Source organism: Halomarina oriensis (assembly GCF_009791395.1).
Taxonomy (GTDB): Archaea; Halobacteriota; Halobacteria; order Halobacteriales; family Haloarculaceae; genus Halomarina; species Halomarina oriensis.
In genome coordinates this window covers 23,492-41,249 of sequence record NZ_WSZK01000017.1, presented here as the reverse complement: position 1 = coordinate 41,249, position 17,758 = coordinate 23,492, and the positions used below count along the sequence as shown (strand labels likewise).

Annotated in this window: 21 protein-coding genes; 11 read left to right on the top strand and 10 right to left on the bottom strand. The window is 67.7% G+C overall.

What is annotated here, in order from left to right:
- Nucleotides 1-57 precede the first annotated feature (57 nt).
- The 3 genes from GQS65_RS11365 (at nt 58) to thrS (ending at nt 4,215) form a co-directional block, all read left to right on the top strand.
- A complete protein-coding gene (locus tag GQS65_RS11365) occupies nt 58-1,065 on the top strand; it encodes a DUF1611 domain-containing protein (protein ID WP_158204766.1) in 1,008 nt (335 codons plus the stop codon).
- Complete coding sequence (locus GQS65_RS11360) at nt 1,062-2,102, top strand: dipeptide epimerase (protein ID WP_158204765.1); 1,041 nt, start codon at nt 1,062-1,064, stop codon at nt 2,100-2,102. Before GQS65_RS11365 ends, GQS65_RS11360 begins: the two co-directional genes overlap by 4 nt.
- A gap of 187 nt (nt 2,103-2,289) precedes the next feature.
- On the top strand, nt 2,290-4,215 hold the full coding sequence (gene thrS / locus GQS65_RS11355; protein WP_158204764.1) for a threonine--tRNA ligase: 1,926 nt from the start codon (nt 2,290-2,292) through the stop codon (nt 4,213-4,215).
- A 138-nt stretch (nt 4,216-4,353) separates the two neighbouring features.
- On the opposite strand, the gene GQS65_RS11350 is transcribed toward thrS, so the two are convergent.
- From GQS65_RS11350 to GQS65_RS11340, 3 genes are all read right to left on the bottom strand, one after another.
- Nucleotides 4,354-5,409 carry a hypothetical protein gene (locus tag GQS65_RS11350; RefSeq protein WP_158204763.1) on the bottom strand — a complete coding sequence of 352 codons (1,056 nt, stop codon included), beginning with the start codon at nt 5,407-5,409 and terminating at the stop codon, nt 4,354-4,356.
- A gap of 49 nt (nt 5,410-5,458) precedes the next feature.
- Nucleotides 5,459-5,881, bottom strand: a complete 423-nt coding sequence (locus tag GQS65_RS11345; protein ID WP_158204762.1) for a hypothetical protein — start codon at nt 5,879-5,881, stop codon at nt 5,459-5,461.
- Between the two features lie 77 nt (nt 5,882-5,958).
- On the bottom strand, nt 5,959-6,825 hold the full coding sequence (locus GQS65_RS11340) for a PspA/IM30 family protein (RefSeq protein ID WP_158204761.1): 867 nt from the start codon (nt 6,823-6,825) through the stop codon (nt 5,959-5,961).
- A gap of 118 nt (nt 6,826-6,943) precedes the next feature.
- Here GQS65_RS11340 and GQS65_RS11335 point away from each other — a divergent pair, with 118 nt between their 5' ends.
- Nucleotides 6,944-7,531 (top strand): alpha/beta hydrolase, encoded by a 588-nt coding sequence (locus tag GQS65_RS11335; protein WP_158204760.1) that lies wholly within the window; start codon nt 6,944-6,946, stop codon nt 7,529-7,531.
- A 344-nt stretch (nt 7,532-7,875) separates the two neighbouring features.
- Here the strand turns inward: GQS65_RS11335 and GQS65_RS11330 are convergent, their stop codons facing one another.
- On the bottom strand, nt 7,876-8,286 hold the full coding sequence (locus tag GQS65_RS11330; protein ID WP_158204759.1) for a hypothetical protein: 411 nt from the start codon (nt 8,284-8,286) through the stop codon (nt 7,876-7,878).
- A 104-nt stretch (nt 8,287-8,390) separates the two neighbouring features.
- Here GQS65_RS11330 and GQS65_RS11325 point away from each other — a divergent pair, with 104 nt between their 5' ends.
- Nucleotides 8,391-8,789, top strand: coding sequence for a DUF5788 family protein (locus tag GQS65_RS11325; protein ID WP_158204758.1), 399 nt, complete (start codon nt 8,391-8,393; stop codon nt 8,787-8,789).
- 49 nt (nt 8,790-8,838) lie between these two features.
- Here GQS65_RS11325 and GQS65_RS11320 read toward each other — a convergent pair whose 3' ends face one another.
- Complete coding sequence (locus GQS65_RS11320; RefSeq protein ID WP_158204757.1) at nt 8,839-9,315, bottom strand: group I truncated hemoglobin; 477 nt, start codon at nt 9,313-9,315, stop codon at nt 8,839-8,841.
- 163 nt (nt 9,316-9,478) lie between these two features.
- Here GQS65_RS11320 and GQS65_RS11315 point away from each other — a divergent pair, with 163 nt between their 5' ends.
- Genes GQS65_RS11315 through GQS65_RS11305 form a run of 3 tightly spaced genes read left to right on the top strand, consistent with a single transcriptional unit; the run spans nt 9,479 to nt 12,374 of the window.
- Nucleotides 9,479-11,122, top strand: a complete 1,644-nt coding sequence (locus tag GQS65_RS11315; protein WP_158204756.1) for a CTP synthase — start codon at nt 9,479-9,481, stop codon at nt 11,120-11,122.
- Nucleotides 11,122-12,039: a glutamine-hydrolyzing GMP synthase gene (gene guaA, locus GQS65_RS11310; RefSeq protein ID WP_158204755.1), complete on the top strand. Its 918-nt coding sequence runs from the start codon at nt 11,122-11,124 to the stop codon at nt 12,037-12,039. Before GQS65_RS11315 ends, guaA begins: the two co-directional genes overlap by 1 nt.
- Nucleotides 12,040-12,044: 5 nt before the next feature.
- Entirely contained in the window at nt 12,045-12,374 is a 330-nt protein-coding gene (locus GQS65_RS11305; RefSeq protein WP_158204754.1) for a DUF7126 family protein, read from the top strand.
- A 9-nt stretch (nt 12,375-12,383) separates the two neighbouring features.
- On the opposite strand, the gene GQS65_RS11300 is transcribed toward GQS65_RS11305, so the two are convergent.
- The 3 genes from GQS65_RS11300 to GQS65_RS11290 form a co-directional block, all read right to left on the bottom strand.
- On the bottom strand, nt 12,384-12,716 hold the full coding sequence (locus GQS65_RS11300; protein ID WP_158204753.1) for a hypothetical protein: 333 nt from the start codon (nt 12,714-12,716) through the stop codon (nt 12,384-12,386).
- A 114-nt stretch (nt 12,717-12,830) separates the two neighbouring features.
- Nucleotides 12,831-13,685: an MBL fold metallo-hydrolase gene (locus tag GQS65_RS11295; protein ID WP_158204752.1), complete on the bottom strand. Its 855-nt coding sequence runs from the start codon at nt 13,683-13,685 to the stop codon at nt 12,831-12,833.
- Nucleotides 13,686-13,750: 65 nt separating this feature from the next.
- Nucleotides 13,751-14,569, bottom strand: coding sequence for an aldo/keto reductase (locus tag GQS65_RS11290; RefSeq protein ID WP_158204862.1), 819 nt, complete (start codon nt 14,567-14,569; stop codon nt 13,751-13,753).
- Nucleotides 14,570-14,667: 98 nt separating this feature from the next.
- Between GQS65_RS11290 and GQS65_RS11285 the strand changes: the two genes are divergently transcribed.
- The 3 genes from GQS65_RS11285 to GQS65_RS11275 all read left to right on the top strand — a co-directional run bounded on the left by GQS65_RS11285 (nt 14,668) and on the right by GQS65_RS11275 (nt 16,335).
- Nucleotides 14,668-15,489 carry a hypothetical protein gene (locus tag GQS65_RS11285; protein ID WP_158204751.1) on the top strand — a complete coding sequence of 274 codons (822 nt, stop codon included), beginning with the start codon at nt 14,668-14,670 and terminating at the stop codon, nt 15,487-15,489.
- Between the two features lie 26 nt (nt 15,490-15,515).
- Nucleotides 15,516-15,830, top strand: coding sequence for a cupin domain-containing protein (locus GQS65_RS11280; RefSeq protein ID WP_158204750.1), 315 nt, complete (start codon nt 15,516-15,518; stop codon nt 15,828-15,830).
- A 67-nt stretch (nt 15,831-15,897) separates the two neighbouring features.
- Nucleotides 15,898-16,335, top strand: coding sequence for a hypothetical protein (locus GQS65_RS11275; RefSeq protein WP_158204749.1), 438 nt, complete (start codon nt 15,898-15,900; stop codon nt 16,333-16,335).
- Here the strand turns inward: GQS65_RS11275 and GQS65_RS11270 are convergent.
- Entirely contained in the window at nt 16,316-17,131 is an 816-nt protein-coding gene (locus tag GQS65_RS11270; RefSeq protein WP_158204748.1) for an NAD-dependent epimerase/dehydratase family protein, read from the bottom strand. The genes GQS65_RS11275 and GQS65_RS11270 overlap by 20 nt on opposite strands.
- Nucleotides 17,128-17,751 (bottom strand): MogA/MoaB family molybdenum cofactor biosynthesis protein, encoded by a 624-nt coding sequence (locus GQS65_RS11265; protein ID WP_158204747.1) that lies wholly within the window; start codon nt 17,749-17,751, stop codon nt 17,128-17,130. The genes GQS65_RS11270 and GQS65_RS11265 overlap by 4 nt, the downstream gene beginning before the upstream one ends.
- Nucleotides 17,752-17,758 lie beyond the last annotated feature (7 nt).

The following is a 17,758-nucleotide window of genomic DNA, read 5'->3' as shown; positions in this document are numbered from 1 at the left end:
ACGAGCGACCCCACCGACCCACTATCGTTTATGTCGTCGCGCCACGGTCGAGTGGGTATGCGACTCGCCATCTTAGCACACGAGAAGTTCCCCGACCGGGCGAAGACGGCCGTCGGTCTCCTCAGGTACACCGACCACGAGGTCGTCGCCGTCCTCGACCGGGACCACGCCGGCGACCACGTCGCCGACCACGTCCGGGACGTGCAGGACGCCCCCATCGTCGCCGGTATCGACGACGTACCGGACATCGACGCGTTCGTCGTCGGCATCGCCCCCATCGGCGGCGGGTTCGACGAGACGTGGCGCGACGACGTGCGCGGTGCGCTCGAACGCGGCGTCGAGGTGTGGTCGGGTCTCCACTCCTTCCTCGAAGACGACGCGGAGTTCGCCGCCCTCGCGGAGGAACACGACGCGCGTCTCTGGGACGTCCGGAACCCGCCCGACGACCTCACCGTCGCGGACGGGGTCGCCCGCGACCTGGACGCGACCGTCGTCACCACCGTCGGCAGCGACTGCTCGACGGGGAAGATGACCGCGACGTGCGAACTCGTCGAAGCCGCCCGCGAACGCGGGATGAGCGCCGGGTTCGTCCCGACGGGACAGACGGGCATCATGATAGAGGGATGGGGCCTGCCCATCGACCGCGTCGTCTCGGACTTCACGGCCGGTGCGGTCGAGCGGATGCTCGTCGAACGCGCCGAGGAGTACGACTACCTGTTCGTCGAGGGGCAGGGAGCCATCACACATCCCGCGTACTCCGCCGTGACCTGTGGCATCCTCCACGGGTCGATGCCCGACGCGCTGGTCTACTGCCACGAGGCGAATCGAGGGGCGGTCCACGGCTACGAGTCGTTCTCCATCCCGGACGTGGGCGAGCACGCCTCGCTGTACGAGTCGCTGGCCGAACCGGTCCAGCCGACGAGCGTCGTCGCGGGGTCGCTCAACACGTCGAAACTGGACGACACTGCGGCACGGGAGGCCGTCGAGGAGTTCTCGACGGCGCTCGACGCGCCCGCGACGGACGCCGTCCGGTACGGCTGTGACGAGATTCTCGACGCGCTATGACCGACCTCACCACCGCGTTCGAGCGCGTCGAGTTGCCCCTGGAGACGCCGTTCACCATCTCGCGGGGGACACAGCACACCGCCGCGAACGTCGTCGTCCGTATCGAGGACGGCGAGCACGTCGGCGTGGGCGCGGCCGCGCCGTCCCGACACTACGGCGAGACGGCGGCCACCGTCGAGGCCGTCCTGCCCGAACTGCTCGACGTGGTCGAGGAGGCCGGCGACCCGCTGGCGCTGGACCGAATCGACGCCCGTATCGACGGACGAATCGGCGACAACCCCGCGGCGAAGGCGGCCGTCCGCATCGCCTGCTGTGACCTCGCCGCGAAGCGTCTCGACGTCCCTCTCTACCGGCTGTTCGGCCTCGACGGCGAGCGGACCGTCACCTCCTCGTTCACCGTCGGTATCGACGACCCCGAGCGGATGGGCGAGAAGACTCGGACGGCAGTCGACGCGGGCTACACCGTCCTGAAGACCAAGTTGGGCACCGACGACGACGAGGCGCGACTCGCGGCGGTGCGGGAGGCGGCCCCCGACGCCCGCATCCGTGTCGACGCCAACGAGGCGTGGACCCCACGCGAGGCCGTCGACAACTGCGAGTGGCTGGCGAGCTACGACGTGGAGTTCTGTGAGCAACCCGTCCCGGCCGAGGACCCCGACGGACTGCGCTACGTCTACGAACGCTCGGCGGTCCCCATCGCGGCCGACGAGTCCTGCGTGACGCTCGCCGACCTCCCGCGAATCGCCGACGCCTGTGACGTCGCCAACGTGAAACTGATGAAGTGCGGTGGGCCGCGACAGGCCGTCGAGATGTTCCACGCCGCCCGGGCCCACGGTCTGGAGACGATGCTCGGCTGTATGATAGAGACGAACGCCGCCATCGCGGCGGCCGCCCACCTCGCACCGCTGCTCGACTACGCGGACCTCGACGGGTCGTTACTGCTCGACTCGGACCCCTACGAGGGCGTCCCGATGCCCACCGGCCTCGTCGACTGCTCGGCCCTCGACCGGCCGGGGACCGGTGCTCGACGCGCCTGAAGCGACCACCCGGACACGTCGGTAGTTACCGACCGCATCGTCGGTCGCTCCCCCAGCGTTCCGGAGAGGGGAGCGATGACGCCCGTTCGCCGACGGCCGGTGTCCGGCCACCTAACGCTTGCGGAGGGGTGACTGCGGTCGACGTGGGATGGCTACGCTTTTCCCTGCATGGCGGCAACCCCGCGACATGAGCGACATCACCGTCGAACTCCCGGACGGCTCCGAACTCTCCGTCGACGAGGGAGCCACCGTGGAGGACGTCGCGTACTCCATCGGTCCCGGACTCGGTCGAGACACGGTCGCGGGCGTCCTCGACGGCGACCTCGTCGACAAGGCATCGCCCGTCTACGACGGCGTCCGTATCGAGATCGTCACCGACCAGTCCGACGAGTACCTCGACGTCCTCCGGCACTCCGGTGCACACCTGTTCGCACAGGCCCTCCAGCGCCGCCACCCCGAGGCGAAACTCACCATCGGCCCGTGGACGGACGACGGGTTCTACTACGACGTCACGAACGTCGACCTCGACGAGGCCGACCTCCGGGACATCGAGAGCGAGATGGCCGCCATCGTCGAGGAGGACCTCGACATCGAGCGGTTCGAACGCTCCCGTGAGGAGGCGCTCGACTTCTACGAGGACAACGAGTTCAAACGCGACATCCTCGAAACCGAAGCGGCCGGCGACGACCCCATCTCGTTCTACCGACAGGGCGAGTTCGAGGACCTCTGTAAGGGACCGCACGTCGAGTCGACGGGCGACATCGGCGGCTTCAAACTGCTCGACATCTCGGCGGCGTACTGGCGTGGCGACGAAGAGAACGAGACGCTCACGCGCGTCTACGGGACGGCCTTCCCGAACGAGTCCCAACTGGAGGAGTTCCTCGAACGCCGCGAGGCGGCCAAAGAGCGCGACCACCGGAAGATCGGCAGGGAGATGGACCTCTTTTCCATCCCCGCCCACTCGCCGGGGTGTCCCCACTACCACCCCAACGGCATGACGATGCGCCGTGAACTGGAGGACTACATCCGCGAGCAGAACGAGTCGCTGGGCTACGAGGAGGTCTGGACGCCCGAACTCAACAAGGCCGACCTCTGGAAACCGACGGGCCACTACGACAACTTCACGGCCGAAGGCGAGATGTTCAACTGGGAACAGGACGACACCGAGTACGGCCTGAAGCCGATGAACTGCGCGAACCACGCGTACATCTACGGTCGGGAGAAACGCTCGTACCGCGACCTCCCGATTCGGTTCTCGGAGTTCGGCACGGTGTATCGCAACGAGCAGTCCGGTGAGTTGTCGGGTCTGCTCCGCGTTCGCGGGATGACCCAGGACGACGGCCACGCGTTCATCCGGAAGGACCAGATTCAGGGCGAAATCGTCGACGTGCTGGAGGCCATCGACGAGATTCTCGGCCACTTCGACTTCGAGATGGAGTACGTCCTGGAGACGCAGGGGGACAACGCCGTCGGGTCGGACGACATCTGGGCGGAGGCGACCGAATCACTGCGCGACGCCCTCGAATCCGAGGGGTTGGAGTACGAGGTCGACGAGGGGGAAGCCGCCTTCTACGGTCCGAAAATCGGTATCAACGCCGTCGACGCCATCGGTCGGGAGTGGACCATCGGGACGGTCCAACTCGACTTCAACATCCCCGAGCGCCTCGACCTCACCTACATCGGCGAGGACAACGACGAGCACCGCCCGGTGATGGTCCACCGCGCACTGCTCGGCACGTTCGAGCGGTTCATGGGCGTCATGATAGAGCACTTCAACGGGAAGTTCCCGCTGTGGCTCGCCCCCGAGCAGGTCCGCATCCTCCCCATCACGGACGACAACCTGGAGTACGCCGAGGCCGTCGCCGCCGAACTCGGCGACTTCCGCGTCGAGATAGAAGACCGCTCGTGGACGGTCGGCAAGAAGATTCAACAGGCCCACGACGACCGGGTCCCCTACATGCTCGTCGTCGGCGACAACGAGGAGGCCGACGGCACCGTCTCCGTTCGTGACCGCGAGGAGCGCGAACGACAGGACGTTCCCGTCGAGACGTTCCGCGACCACGTCGAACGCGAACGCGACGAGAAGCACGTCACCGTCGACTTCCTGAAGTAGGGGGGCTCGCTCACCGACACGCTCGTCCGGTCGAACCTCCCTCCACCGAACAGTGAGCGGAGCGAGTCGTAGAGGAGTAGCGAGACCCGAACGAGCGCGAACAGCATCAGCGATGGCTCCGAGACGGGCGTCCAGCCGTCACCGCCAGTCGAGGTCCTCGTCGCGGTCGGTGTCCCGGAGGATGAACGGGCCGATGGAGAGCGTCCGCTTGGTGACGGTGGCGATGCGGAGTACGTACGACAGCAACACGACGAACGGTGCGACGGCGATGGACGCCGCGACGGCGACGAAGACGACCAGTTGGTCGACTCCGAACAGGATGCCGCCGTAGACCCCCGGGTCGTAGTAGACCAGCGTGGCGATAGCGACGACCAGCGCGGGAATCGCCGTGGCGACGATGGCCCGCGAGAGGTTGATGAGTTCCCACTGGAAGTAGAGCGTCTTGAAGTGTTCGCGGCCGGGGCCGAACAGTCGGAGCGTCTCGACGAACTCGGCGAGCGCCTCGTCGGCCTCCTCGCTCAACTCGTCGGCGAACTGGTTGCGGATGCGTCGGGCGGCGTACAGCTTCCAGGAGTAGTTGAAGTTGAGCGCGGCCGAGAGCACCGAGTACCGACCGAACTGCTCGCCTTCGAGGCTCTGACTCACCTGTGTGGCGTTTCCGGTCGTCGAGGAGACGAGTTCGTCGACGTAGTCGTGCAGGTCCTCGTTGTCCGTGTCGAGCGTCTCCCTGATGTCCTCGGCACGCTCCGCGGTCACCTCGATGAGTGCGCGGAGGAACGCTGACGGGTCCGCCGGCGCGACCGGCGTGTCGAGCAGGGTTTCGACGTCCTCTCGGAACTCCATCGCCCCCTCCATGCGCTCGCGCTGATCACCCACCGCTCCCAGCTCCTGTGAGAGCACGAGCTGGTTCAGCGTCAGGACGACGGTGACGCCGGTGATGGTCGCCGAGATGAGTGCGTTGAACAGCGTCTCGACGGGGTCGCCCGTGCGCAGGATGGTCGCGGACGTCGGGTGGGCGATGCCCACGAGGAGGATGGCGACGAGGATGACGGCGAACAGTCCGGCGGCGAACAGCCGACGGTCGGTCTCGAGCAACAGCCGAAGGACGATGGTACTCCGATTGGACCGCTGGCGCATCTTGTCTTCGGGCTGGTCGCCCGCTTCGGCACTGTCGGACTCCGTCGCCTCGCTCATCGGACCAGACGACGCCCGAGAGTGATAAAAATAGAGTGGGAGACCGACGTCACGGGAATCGGTCCCCCGTGATACGCAGCGGCTGAGCGTCGACCGGTTCCGCGGAGGAGTCGAAGGCGTGGACCGTCAGGTCCGTCCCCACGGGGAGATGCATCGTCACACTCGTCTGACCGCCCGCCACCGTCCCGGTCCACGCGTCGCTTCCCGAGGCGGTGATGGCACTCAACTCCCGGACCTTCCGCGTCGTCGTCGCCTGCTCGGTCAGCGTCGCGCTCACCCGTGCGGCGTCACTACCCCAGACGACTCCGCTGCCGATGGAGAAGGAGTCGAACACGGGCGATTCGTCTACCTCCGGCGCGGAGACCGAGAGACCGGTCGTCACACAACCGGCGAGCGCGGTCGTGCCGACGGCGGCGACACCTGTGAGGAGACGACGTCGCGGGAGACGGCTCGAACCGTCCTCGTCGTTCATACCGGGACGACACGGGGACCGATAATAGAGTTGTGGCACGCCAGTGAGTGCCGACCGTCGATACTGAACGATGGGGCCTACTGGTCGTCGTCTTTCAGCTCTTCGAGTTCGGCGTCGGTCGCTTCCTCGCCGTCGCCACCGTCCGACCCGGAAGCGGACTCGGTCTCCGTCTCGAGTTCGGCGAGTTCGGCCTCGATGTCGGCGTCGCTCTCGGCCTCCGTCTCGCCCTCGCCGCCGTCGGCGCTGGGTTTGCCCATCTCCGTGCGGAGCGTGTCGAGTTCGGCCTCCACCTCGCTGTCGGTCGAGAGCTGGTCGAGTTCGCGGTCGAGCGAGTCCTTGTCGGAGAGCGCGTCGTCGAACGCACCAGACTCCTGCAGTTCGTCCATCGCCGCCGCGCGTGCCTCCATGTCCTCGGTGCGCTCCTCGGCGCGTTCGATGGAGCGGCTGATGTCGGCCATGTCGTCGCCCGCGCCGGTCATCGCTTCGCTGACGCGGGTGCTGGCCTCGGCGGCCTCGTAGCGGGCCTTCATCGACTCTTTCTTGGTGCGGAACTCCTCGATGCGCTGTTCGAGGGTGTCCTTCTTGTCGACGAGTTGGTCCTGGGTCTGCTGGAGGTCCGCTATCTGCCCTTCGAGTTCCTCTATCTGGGTCATCTTCTGTTTCTTGCGTTCGAGCGCCTTCCGGGCCAGGTCGTCGCGGTCCTGCTTGACCGCCTGTCGCGCCTGCTCGTTGTGCTTGGAGACGTTCTCTTCGAGACGGCGCTTCTGAATCTCCAGTCGTTTCTTCTGGGTCGTCAGGTCCGCGATGCCGCGTTTGACGTTCTGGAGTTCGTCGCGCAACTGCTCGTAGGAGTAATCGAGGGTCTCGGTGGGGTCCTCGGCCCGGTCGAGAATCGAGTTGATTTTCGACCGGATGACGTACGAGGTGCGTGAGAGGATTCCCATATCGCACGATTAGTGTCCGGAGGCTTAAACGCACAGGGGATTGACAGAGGGCAGTCACCTCGTGGGGCGGCCGACGGCGACCACCGGCGTTCAAGTCCACACCGCACCTCCGCCCGACATGACCGACGCCATCGTCGTTCCACACGCCCGCGACGTCCGTGCGACACTCGACGGGGCCGACGCCGAGACGTGTGTCGTCGCCTGCCCACCGCACCCCCAGATGGGCGGCTCTCGTTCCGACGCCCGACTCACCGCGCTCGGCGAGACGCTCGCTCCCGACGTGGACTGCCTGCGCTTCGACTACGGCGCGTGGGACGGGGGACGCGGTGAGCGAACCGACGTACACGCCGCGCTGGACTGGGCCGACGAGCGATACGACCGTGTCGGCCTGTTCGGGTTCTCGTTCGGTGGCTGTCTGGCGCTCGTCGTCGGGAGCGAGCGTGAGGCCCTCGCGTGTGTGAGTTCGCTCGCCCCCGCGGCCCGTATCTCCGAGGACGTCGACGCGGTGGCCGCACTCGACGCTATCGACGCGCCGACACAGGTCGTCTACGGCGAACGCGATTCGACGGCGGAGTGGGAACCGGTCGTCGAGCGGGCGCGTGCGCTGGGACTCGACGTCGAGGGGTTCAGCGGCGACCACTTCTTCATCGGGCAGGAGGCGAAGGTGGCGGGACGGTGTGCCGAGTTCCTGGCCGACCACCTGTAGCCGACAGCGTCGTCGGTCTATCGGGACCGCCTCTGGTCGGGGCGACCGACGAGTCGGGATGCCGTCGCCGGAGTACCGGAGGGGTTTTACGACGGCGGGAGCGACGGAATCATAGACGGCACGGTCAGGGGCGACCTTTCGACGCACGTGGTCTCCACGCGCGTCTTCGTCGCTGACCTACCCCGTCTGTCTCTACACATCGACGAGCGACGGCTGTGCTCGCAGACGAGCGACAACACGGAGCGCACCGAACGCGGAGCGCTGCCGAACGGTCGAGTCGCCACCGACGGCCCGAAGACGAGCGACGGTCACCGAGACGCGTCCGACCGTCACGTGTCGTGTCGTCAGTCCTGACCGGACGACCGGTGGCGATAGTGGAGCAGTTCCGTCGCCGGCATCGCCCACGTGAACGCGACGGCGAACTGCATCATCGTCCCGACGTACCGGTGTGGAACGACGGCCCACACGGCGACGGTCACCACGACGATGAAGACGAGCGCCACGAACGAGGCGACGACACCGTCGACGTGACTGTAATCGACGTCCGCCAGTCCGACGGCGGCGACGACGCCGAGGACGACGCCCAGCGCGACGGCGGCGGCCGTCGCCTCCACCGAGACGACATGGCGCGTCAGTTCGTTGGCGAACAACAGCGGTGTCAGTGCGAACGAGGACAGCAACGACCGACGAATTCTCGCTCGTTCGTCGACGTCGGAGTCGAACGGGGACCAGCCGCGGAGCGTGTCTTCGCCCATAGTTCGTGTTCGGAGAGTGACGTGAAAGTCCTTCGGGAGACTCCGTTCCCCGCGAGTGTCCGCACAGAGTGTTTTTCTCGCGGGCAGTCCGACGTGTAGACGGGATGGACGAGTTGACCCGCCAGCGACTCCTCGACCGTATCGGGCGGCCCTCCAAGACCGTCGGCGTGGCGATGCCCGACGAACTCACCGTCGACGGAACGACCATCGACCCGAACGAACTCGTCTTCGAGTGTAGCAAGCTAGAGACGATTCCCGACGCCGAACGCGAGCAGTTGGAGTCGGCGAAAAAGACACTCCGCCGCGAGCGTCTGCGTCGGAAACAGCGCATCGCCGACGGGGACGTCACCGTCGAGGAGGGCGAGGCCCTCGCCACACAGATTCACGGTCTCGACCGGGCGCTGAACGCGCTGGAGGAACTCGACACGCCGAGTTTCGGTGAGGAACTGCGCCAGAAGAAACTCGACGATGCGCGCGAACTGCTGGCGCTGGTCCGACTGTAGTCGAGCCCCGCCCATCGCGGCCTCGGTCGGTTCGCCCGACGTGTCGTCGCTACGGCGCTTCCCAGTCCTCCTCGTAGTGCTCGTCGGCGACGACCCGGTCGCGGAACACGTCGATGATGTCCATGAACTCCCGGAGTTCCTGCTCGGGGACGCCCACCTGGTAGAGCGTGGTCTTGATCTCCGTGCGCACGACGTCGAACTCCAGTTCGGTGACCTCCAGGTCCTCGTGTGCCTCGACCATCCCGCGGCCGGGATAGACGGCGGGACCACCGGAGTGCTCGATGGACCACGCGGTCACGAGATACTTGAAGCCGGGCTTGGGGAACTCCTCGTGGAACTCCCGCACCGCGGGGTTCTGGTTGGCGGTGTCGTTCTCGTAGAGGCGGTCGACGAGGTCGTCGACGGCACCGGCGATGCCGTAGACACCTCCCAGCCGCTCGTACAGTGTCTCGCCCTCGTACTCGGGGATCCGGTCCTCGTCGCCGGTCGGGGTCGTGTCGTACGTCACCTCGTCACCCTGACTCATGGAAATCAAGAACGAGTAGATGTTAATAATTGTTAAGCGGTTGTGCGCTGCGATGTAACGTTGTCAGCCGGAGAGAGGAGTGGGCGATTCGACGCGTGTGTGAACCCGTGGCGAAGCTGGCCGACCCCGAAACGGTTTTCCTCCACACCTGCACACCGTCAGTATGCCGACAGCGCCCACGGGCTACGACCCATCACTGGGGAACAAGTTCATCTTCGTCACGGGCGGGGTCATGTCGGGCCTCGGGAAGGGCATCACGGCGGCGTCGACGGGCCGTCTGCTGTCCAACGCCGGGTTCGACGTGACCGCGGTCAAGATAGACCCGTACCTGAACGTCGACGCGGGGACGATGAACCCCTTCCAGCACGGCGAGGTGTACGTCCTCAAAGACGGGGGGGAGGTCGATCTCGACCTGGGGAACTACGAGCGGTTCCTCGACATCGACATGACCTCGGATCACAACGTCACCACCGGGAAGGTCTACCAGCAGGTCATCCAGAAAGAGCGGTCGGGCGACTACCTCGGGAAGACCGTCCAGATAATCCCCCACATCACCGACGACATCAAGCGACGCATCCGCGAGGCCGCCGAGGGCCACGACGTCTGTCTCGTCGAGGTCGGTGGCACCGTCGGTGACATCGAGGGGATGCCGTTCCTCGAAGCCCTGCGCCAGTTCGTCCACGAACAGGACGAGGACGACTTCCTGCTCACCCACGTCACGCTCGTCCCGTTCTCGAAGAACGGCGAGCAGAAGACCAAACCCACCCAGCACAGCGTCAAGGAACTGCGCTCTATCGGTCTGCAACCGGACGTCCTCGTCGGACGGTGTGAACAGCCACTCGACCCGGACACCAAAGAGAAGATCGCGCTGTTCTGTGACGTCCCGACCGACGCCGTGTTCTCGAACCCGGACGTCGAGGACATCTATCACGTCCCCCTCACGGTCGAGGAGGAGGGCCTCGACCGGTACGTGATGCAGGAGTTGGGTCTCGACGAGCGGGCGCTCCCCTCGACCGAACGCAACAACGAGTGGCGCGAACTCGTCACCCAGGAGACGACCGGCGAGATAGCCGTCGCCCTCGTCGGGAAGTACGCGCTCGAAGACGCCTACCTCTCGGTCAACGAGGCGCTGAAACACGCCGGTCTCGCCCGCGGCGTCGACGTCGACGTGCTGTGGGTCGACGCCGAGGAGATGGACGGCGACCACGCCGAACGCCTCGAACGTGCCGACGCCGTCGTCGTCCCCGGCGGGTTCGGCGTCCGTGGCACGAACGGGAAACTCGACGCCATCCGCTACGCCCGCGAGGCGGACGTCCCGTTCCTCGGCCTCTGTCTGGGCTTCCAACTGGCGGTCGTGGAGTTCGCTCAGAACGTCCTCGACCTGGACGACGCTCACTCCAGTGAACTCACCGACGACCCCGAGAACCCGGTCATCGACCTGCTGCCCGAGCAGTACGAAGTCGAGGACATGGGCGGCACGATGCGTCTCGGAGCCTACGAGACGGACATCTCGCCGGGGACGCTCGCCGCCGACCTCTACGGCGGCACGTCCTGTACGGAGCGCCACCGGCACCGCTACGAGGTCAACCCCGAGTACATCGACCGCATCGAAGCCGCAGGTCTCACGTTCTCCGGGCGGGTCAACAACCGTATGGAGATACTCGAACTGCCCGACCACCCGTACTTCGTCGGGACGCAGTTCCACCCCGAGTTCCGGTCGCGCCCCGGCCGGGCGTCGCCACCGTTCCTCGGCCTGGTCGACGCCGCGCTGGACACCGAAGCCGAACGGACGGAGGTGAGCGCCTGATGGTCGACGCGAGCACGTTCGTGACCGAGGCCGTCGAGGAGATTCGAGAGCAGGTCGGCGACGACCGGGCGCTCATCGCGCTGTCGGGCGGCGTCGACTCCTCGGTCGCCGCGGCGCTAGCCTACGAGGCCATCGGCGACCGACTCACCCCCGTCTACGTCGACACCGGCCTGATGCGCAAAGGCGAGACCGACCAGATACGCGAGACGTTCGACTACATGGAGAGCCTGCGCGTCGTCGAGGCGCAGGGTCGGTTCCTCGACGCGCTCTCGGGCGTCACCGACCCCGAGGAGAAGCGCAAGGTCATCGGCGAGCAGTTCATCCGCGAGTTCGAGACGGTCGCCACCGAGGTGGAGGCCTCGTGCCTGGTGCAGGGCACCATCTACCCCGACCGCATCGAGAGCGAGGGGAACATCAAGTCCCACCACAACGTCGGCGGCCTCCCCGACGTCGTCGACTTCGACGGCCTCGTCGAACCCGTCCGGGACCTCTACAAGGACGAGGTCCGGGAGGTGGCCCGCGAACTCGGCCTCGCTGACCTCGTCGCCGAGCGGATGCCGTTTCCGGGACCGGGCCTCGCCGTCCGTATCGTCGGTGAGGTGACCGAGGAGAAGGTCGAGGTGGCCCGCGAGTCCTGTCACGTCGTCGAAGAGGAACTGGAGGAGTACGACCCGTGGCAGGCGTTCGCCGCCGTCGTCGGGAAGGCGACGGGCGTCAAGGGTGACAACCGCGTCCACGGCTGGGTCGTCTCGGTGCGCTCCGTCGAATCGCGCGACGGGATGACCGCCCGTGCCCAGGAACTCGACTGGGAGACGCTCCAGCGCATCCAGAGTCGTATCACGGGGCAGTTGCCGAACGTCGCCCGCGTGGTCTACGACGTCACACATAAACCCCCCGCGACAATCGAGTACGAGTGAACACCATGGACCACGCTGTCGTCATCGGCTCCGACCCCGACGGACTGGGCGAAGCCCTCGAAGAGCACGGTGTGACCGTGAGTCGCGCGACCGGCACCGCCGACCGCGACTCGCTCGTCGACGCCGGAATCGAGGAGACCGACGCCCTCGTCGTCACCGACGTCGGCCTCGCCACGTCGATTCCGGTCGCCCGCGAACTCAACGACCGCTTCAGGGTCGTCGTCTACTCGCACGATTCGATCCCCGAGTTCGCCCGCGCCAGCGCGGGCCTGGTCGTCGACCCCGACCTGCTCGACGTCGAGACGGTCGCGGAGGAACTGACCGCCGAGCACTGAGTCGCCGCCCTACCGCGCCGTCTCCTCGTCGACGGCGTCGAAACTCCCGGTCTCGCCGTACTCGGTCATCGCCTCCCGAGCGAAGTCGAGCGCGGCGCTCCGGCCCTCGCGCACGCCGAGCGTCCGCGTGTGTTCGGGAGCCTTCGGGTCGCCCTCGATGGCGTCGACGCGCCAGTGGTCCTCGCCGCCCGTCGCCTGGTTGCCGGCGTCGGGGACGACCTGGACGCAGTGGCCGTCGTCGGACTCGTACAGCGACGGCTGGCGAGGGTCGTACTTGTCGACGACCTGCGGGTCGTGGTCGCGTTCCGTCCAGCCCTCGGGCAGCGAGTCGGTCTCGGTCATCACGCCCGGCTACGCCCCCACCCATCAAGAAACCGCCGCCGAGCGACGTCCTTGCGGGTTTCTCCGGCCGGCCGGACTCGACCGGGCGCTTCACTCGCCGGACCGTCGAGCGTCCTAATCGACCTTCTGACCCAACTGCGCGAGTCGCACGGCCCCGCCGCGCAGGAACGGGACGCCGTGGCCCATCCCCAGCACCTCGACGGCCGGTTCGCGGTCCGCGAGGTCGTGGATGGACTCGGCGACGGCGTCGGTGTCGTGGCTGATGACCCACGGCGAGGGCGTGAGTTCGCCGTCGGACTCCCGGACGAGGTCACCGACGAACGCCACCGAGAGGTCGCTGCTGACGTAGGCGACGTGCCCCTCGGTGTGCCCGGGCGTCTCGTAGACGGTGAAACTCCCCACCCGGTCGCCGTCACCGACGACTTCGACGTCGAGGTCCGTCGAGACGAACGGTTTGGAGAGCCGCTGGAGCGCCGTCTTGTGGCCGTCGAGCGGCGGACTGCGCCGCCCGGTGAGATACTCGGCGTCGGGCGACCCCATGTAGACCGTCGCGTTCGGGAGGTCGAGTCGGGAGAGGCCGCCGACGTGGTCGACGTCGTAGTGGGTGACGAGGACTCGCTCGACGTCCGCGAGCGTGTGGCCGGTCTCCTCGATGGCCTCCCGGACGGCGTCGGCGTCGAACGGCATCCCGGCGTCGACGAGCGTGAGGACGGTGCGCACGTCGCCCTCGGTGTCGTCCGTGACCTCCTCGTCGGTGCCCGCCTCGACGCTCGACTCGCCGTCGTCCCCGGAGTCGTCCTCGTCGGCCGCCTCGGTCGCTCCGTCCTCGGAGAGGTCGACCGAAATCGGCTCCTCCCGGGCGGCGGTCGTCTCGCCGTTCGGCGTCTCCCCCACCACGTCCTCGACGAGGTAGGCGTTGACACCGGTCAACTCGATGAGCCAGCAGCCAGGTCGTAGTTGCGTCGGCATGGCTACACGTAGCGCGCCGAGGGTGAAAAGCTATGACGACTCCCGAGGGTCGGAATCGCCCGGTGTCACAGCGGCGAGCGCGACCGGAGCACGCCCGACAGGGTCTTGAGCTTCGACGGCTGGCTGATGCGGTCCATCTCCTCGGCGGTCAACTCGAAGTCGAACAGCTGGAGGTTGGCCTCGAGGTGGTCACGGCTGGTCGCTTTGGGGACGGTCACGACCTCGTCGTGCTGGATCACCCACCGGAGCGCGACCTGTGCGGCCGACTTCCCGTGGCGCTCGCCGACCTCCTTCAACACCGGGTCGGTGAGGACGCCCCCGTGACCGAGCGGACTGTACGCCGTCAGCAAGACGTCGTGGATGGCGCAGTAGTCGAGCAGGTCCGTCTGGTCCCAGTAGGGGTGGAACTGCACCTGGTCGGTGAAGATGGGGACGTCGGCGTCCTCGCGGGCGTCGTCGAGTCTCTCCCGGTCGAAGTTGCTCACGCCGATGTGCTCGACCTTCCCGCTCTCGACGAGTTCGGTCATCGCGTCGAGCGTCTCGCGGGTCGGAACCCGGCGGTTCGGCCAGTGAATCAGCAGGAGGTCGAGGTGGTCCGTCCGGAGTTTGGCGAGGCTCTCGTCCGTCGAGCGCAACACGCCGTCGTAGTCTCGGTTGCCGCCCTCGAGTTTCGTCGTCAGGAACACGTCCTCGCGGTCGACGTCGCTGCCGGCGATGGCCGCCCCGACCTGCCGCTCGTTGCCGTACGCCTGTGCGGTATCGACGTGCCGATAGCCGAGTTCGAGGGCCGTCGAGACGGCGTTGCGACAGTCGTCGCCGGTCAGTCGCCACGTGCCGAGACCGAGTTTCGGGACGTCGACGCCCTGTACCGTGGCGTACTCCATGTCCATACCCGGCGTAGGGTCGCCTCGTGGGTATAGCTTACCGCCGCCCTCGCCCGATTGACTGAAAGCTTATTCCGTCTCGCCGACCAGTCCGGACGATGCCCTCCAGACGACGACTGCTCGCCGGAGTGGGTGCGCTCGGTGCGAGCGCGCTCGCCGGGTGTGTGAGCGACGACAGCGCCGGGTCGACGCCGGTTCCCGACGAACTCCGTGCGACCCGTGTACCCCCCGAGGAGTTCCCCGACGCGGCCGGTGTCGCCGTGGTTCCGACCGCGATTCGGGAGGCGTTCGTCGACGCGTTCGACGGCGGAGTCGCGGACATCGAGTGGGAGACGGTCGACGACCCCGTCGAGACGACGGTCGGTGAGACGCTCGTCCAACGCGGGGACGCGACCTACGAGGTGGTCGTCGAGACGGCCCTCCACGCCGAGTACGGTGCCGAGTTCGTCCGACACGACGGCTCGTGGACGCCCGACGACGGACGAGCGGTCGTCGCGTACGCCGACCTCTCCGCCGGTGGACGGGCGGCGTTCGACCACGCCCTCGACGTCGGCCGGTTCGAGAGCGGCGGGCACGTCGAACCCCCGTGGGGAGCCGACTGGCCGAACCGTCTCCCGCCGGTCCGCCACGAGGGGTCGGTCTACGAGTTCGAGGCCGGGTGGGTCGGCGACCCGCCGCCGCACACGACGGTGTGGGCCCGCAAAGCCCCCGACACGGCTACGGGACCGGTTCACGACGTCGCGTTTCCGCGACTCGCTTCGGAGACCCACGAGGTGCTGCGAGAGACGACCAGTTCCGGACGCATGACGCTCGACCGCTCCGGGCGCGTCCGCGACGAACTCGAAGCGCTCGTCACCGACTACGACTTCGTCGCGTTCGAGGAGTACTACGAACTCACCGTCCTGACGGCCGACGATTGAAGCCGTCGGCCGCCCAACTCCCGGCCATGCTCGACCGATTCGACTTCGAGGAGCCCGCGGAGGGTGAGCGAACGTCCGGCGAACTCGTCGTCACCGACGACGTGCTGGTGAAGTACTTCGCGCTCGGGCCGGGCGCGGAGCTCTCGACTCACGAACACGACGACGCGACGAACGTGTTCCACGTCCTCCAGGGTGAGGTCGTGGTGGTGCAGGGCGACAGCGAGGAGACCGTCGAGGCACCGGGCGTCGTCCTCCACGAGCGGGGCGAACCACACGGCGCGCGCAACGAGAGCGACGACGTAGCGGTGTTCACCGCGTCGCTCTGTCCGCTCCCGAACTGAGGGCAGACGCGTCGACACGCCACGGTCCGTGCGTAGGTTTTTGTGACCGACCGCCCGACTGACAGCTATGCGCCCTCCACGCTCGCTCCGGCAGTCGCTGGTCGACGGCGTCACGGTCTGGCTGGCGTTCCTGCTGTTCACGGCCCTGCTGGGGTTCACGTTCGGCGGTTGGACCGTCCCGACAGTCCCCGAACCGACGACCGACTGGCTCGCCACGACGGGTGGGCTAGCCGTCGTCACTGTGGCCACGTCGTTCGTCGTCGTCGGCGCACCGGTCGCGTTCTACGAACGACTGGGGCTGGTCACGCCGCTGCTCGTCGCCGTCCTCGCGTTCGGCTGGTTCGCGTGGACCGTCGGTCTGCGTGCGCCCGCCGGGTTCGACGCGGTACCGGCCGTCGTCGTGCTGTACTCGTGGCTGCTCGCACCGCTCGTCGTCTTCGTCGCGTTCCTCGAACACGGCGCACGGCGGATGTACCGGCGGACCGTCAGCCCCGTAGCGCCCTGACCACCGACCGGGGCCGGAAGCCACAGACCCGCTCGAACCGCGACGACGAGAGCGAGGTGTCGCGGTGGAGCGTCGGGTCGTCGGGCATCGGTTCGGGAACCACGAGGCGCGGGCGCTCGCCGAGGGCGGCCATCCCGGCGCGGTGGAACGCCCACGCGCTCGTCCGTGGCGTCGGCGCGTGGACGACCCCCTGTACGTCAGAACCGGCGAGCACCGCCAGCGCACGCCCCGCCTCGCGGACGTGGCAGGGACTCTTCCACATGTCGGCGTAGTACGGGACCCGCCGACCCTCCCGGACCAGCCGTCGCGTCCGGGCGAGTCGACGGTCGAGGCTCCCCCGCGACCGACCGAACAGGTAGTCTGCCCGGAGGACAGACGAGTCGTCGTGGGCGGCGACGAACCGCTCGAACCGTCGGAGTCGTCGACCGTACTTCGACTTCGGTGTCGCGGGTGTCGCCTCGTCGTATCGACTGCCGCTCCCGTCGAAGACGCCCGCACTGGACGTGTAGACGAGTCGCGGGCCGGCCGACCGGACGGCGGCGACGAACCGCTCGGCCGCCGCCGCGAACGTCTCGAAGTCGTGGTCGGTGCGTTCGACGTGTGCCGCGAAGACGACGCTCTCGACGGCGTCTAACGGGAGGTCGGCCGGGTCGTCGGCGAAGAAGTCGTAGCGGCGCGTCGCCCCCTCGATGGGGTTGCTGTAGTAGGTCCCGAGGCTGTCGACGCCCCGAGCGGCGAACGCGTCGACGACCGACCGGCCGAGGTAGCCGCTCGCGCCGACGACCAGCACCGTCACCGACGGGCCAACCCCGCGAGATGCGGTGCTTCGGGGACGATGACGTCCCGCGTGCCGAGTCGGGCGGCGTTCTCGCTCCCCGGCAGCGAGAACACCGGAACGCCACCGGCGTCGGGTGTGTCGGGGTCGCGGGCGACGATACCCGCCGTCGCTCGCGTGCCGACGACGCGCGTCCCGACCTCCTCTCTGGAGAAGTCACGGAACAGTTCGCCGAAGCCGGGGAGTCGTTTCTCGAACAGCGCCTCGACGGCCTCGACGGTGACGTCGTCGGGGGTGACGCCGGTCCCACCGGTCGTGACGACGGCGTCGACCGACTCGTCGGCGACCGCTTCGCGGACCGCCTCCTGGACGGCCGCGAAGTCGTCGGGGACGACCACGCGCGTCGCCACCTCGTTGTCGGCGGCGCGGAGTTCGGCTTCGATGGCGTCGCCGGCGGCGTCCTCAGTCTCCTCGCGGGTCGAGGAGACGGTGACGACGGCCATCGAGAGGTGGCTCAGGTCGTGGTGGTGGTGGTCGTGCGTGCCCGCCTCGCCGTGTTCGTGACCGGCGTGGTGGTCGTCGTCCCCGCCGTCCGCTCGGCCCTCTCTTCGTCCGTCGTTCCCGTCGGCCTCGTCGCTCATGGGAGGT

What these genes read in the sequence shown, in the direction of transcription:
- GQS65_RS11365 (WP_158204766.1), top strand. Translation starts at nt 58, where the DNA reads ATGCGACTCGCCATCTTAGCACACGAGAAGTTCCCCGACCGGGCGAAG.
- GQS65_RS11360 (WP_158204765.1), top strand. Translation starts at nt 1,062, where the DNA reads ATGACCGACCTCACCACCGCGTTCGAGCGCGTCGAGTTGCCCCTGGAG.
- thrS (WP_158204764.1), top strand. Translation starts at nt 2,290, where the DNA reads ATGAGCGACATCACCGTCGAACTCCCGGACGGCTCCGAACTCTCCGTC.
- GQS65_RS11350 (WP_158204763.1), bottom strand. Translation starts at nt 5,409, where the DNA reads ATGAGCGAGGCGACGGAGTCCGACAGTGCCGAAGCGGGCGACCAGCCC.
- GQS65_RS11345 (WP_158204762.1), bottom strand. Translation starts at nt 5,881, where the DNA reads ATGAACGACGAGGACGGTTCGAGCCGTCTCCCGCGACGTCGTCTCCTC.
- GQS65_RS11340 (WP_158204761.1), bottom strand. Translation starts at nt 6,825, where the DNA reads ATGGGAATCCTCTCACGCACCTCGTACGTCATCCGGTCGAAAATCAAC.
- GQS65_RS11335 (WP_158204760.1), top strand. Translation starts at nt 6,944, where the DNA reads ATGACCGACGCCATCGTCGTTCCACACGCCCGCGACGTCCGTGCGACA.
- GQS65_RS11330 (WP_158204759.1), bottom strand. Translation starts at nt 8,286, where the DNA reads ATGGGCGAAGACACGCTCCGCGGCTGGTCCCCGTTCGACTCCGACGTC.
- GQS65_RS11325 (WP_158204758.1), top strand. Translation starts at nt 8,391, where the DNA reads ATGGACGAGTTGACCCGCCAGCGACTCCTCGACCGTATCGGGCGGCCC.
- GQS65_RS11320 (WP_158204757.1), bottom strand. Translation starts at nt 9,315, where the DNA reads ATGAGTCAGGGTGACGAGGTGACGTACGACACGACCCCGACCGGCGAC.
- GQS65_RS11315 (WP_158204756.1), top strand. Translation starts at nt 9,479, where the DNA reads ATGCCGACAGCGCCCACGGGCTACGACCCATCACTGGGGAACAAGTTC.
- guaA (WP_158204755.1), top strand. Translation starts at nt 11,122, where the DNA reads ATGGTCGACGCGAGCACGTTCGTGACCGAGGCCGTCGAGGAGATTCGA.
- GQS65_RS11305 (WP_158204754.1), top strand. Translation starts at nt 12,045, where the DNA reads ATGGACCACGCTGTCGTCATCGGCTCCGACCCCGACGGACTGGGCGAA.
- GQS65_RS11300 (WP_158204753.1), bottom strand. Translation starts at nt 12,716, where the DNA reads ATGACCGAGACCGACTCGCTGCCCGAGGGCTGGACGGAACGCGACCAC.
- GQS65_RS11295 (WP_158204752.1), bottom strand. Translation starts at nt 13,685, where the DNA reads ATGCCGACGCAACTACGACCTGGCTGCTGGCTCATCGAGTTGACCGGT.
- GQS65_RS11290 (WP_158204862.1), bottom strand. Translation starts at nt 14,569, where the DNA reads ATGGAGTACGCCACGGTACAGGGCGTCGACGTCCCGAAACTCGGTCTC.
- GQS65_RS11285 (WP_158204751.1), top strand. Translation starts at nt 14,668, where the DNA reads ATGCCCTCCAGACGACGACTGCTCGCCGGAGTGGGTGCGCTCGGTGCG.
- GQS65_RS11280 (WP_158204750.1), top strand. Translation starts at nt 15,516, where the DNA reads ATGCTCGACCGATTCGACTTCGAGGAGCCCGCGGAGGGTGAGCGAACG.
- GQS65_RS11275 (WP_158204749.1), top strand. Translation starts at nt 15,898, where the DNA reads ATGCGCCCTCCACGCTCGCTCCGGCAGTCGCTGGTCGACGGCGTCACG.
- GQS65_RS11265 (WP_158204747.1), bottom strand. Translation starts at nt 17,751, where the DNA reads ATGAGCGACGAGGCCGACGGGAACGACGGACGAAGAGAGGGCCGAGCG.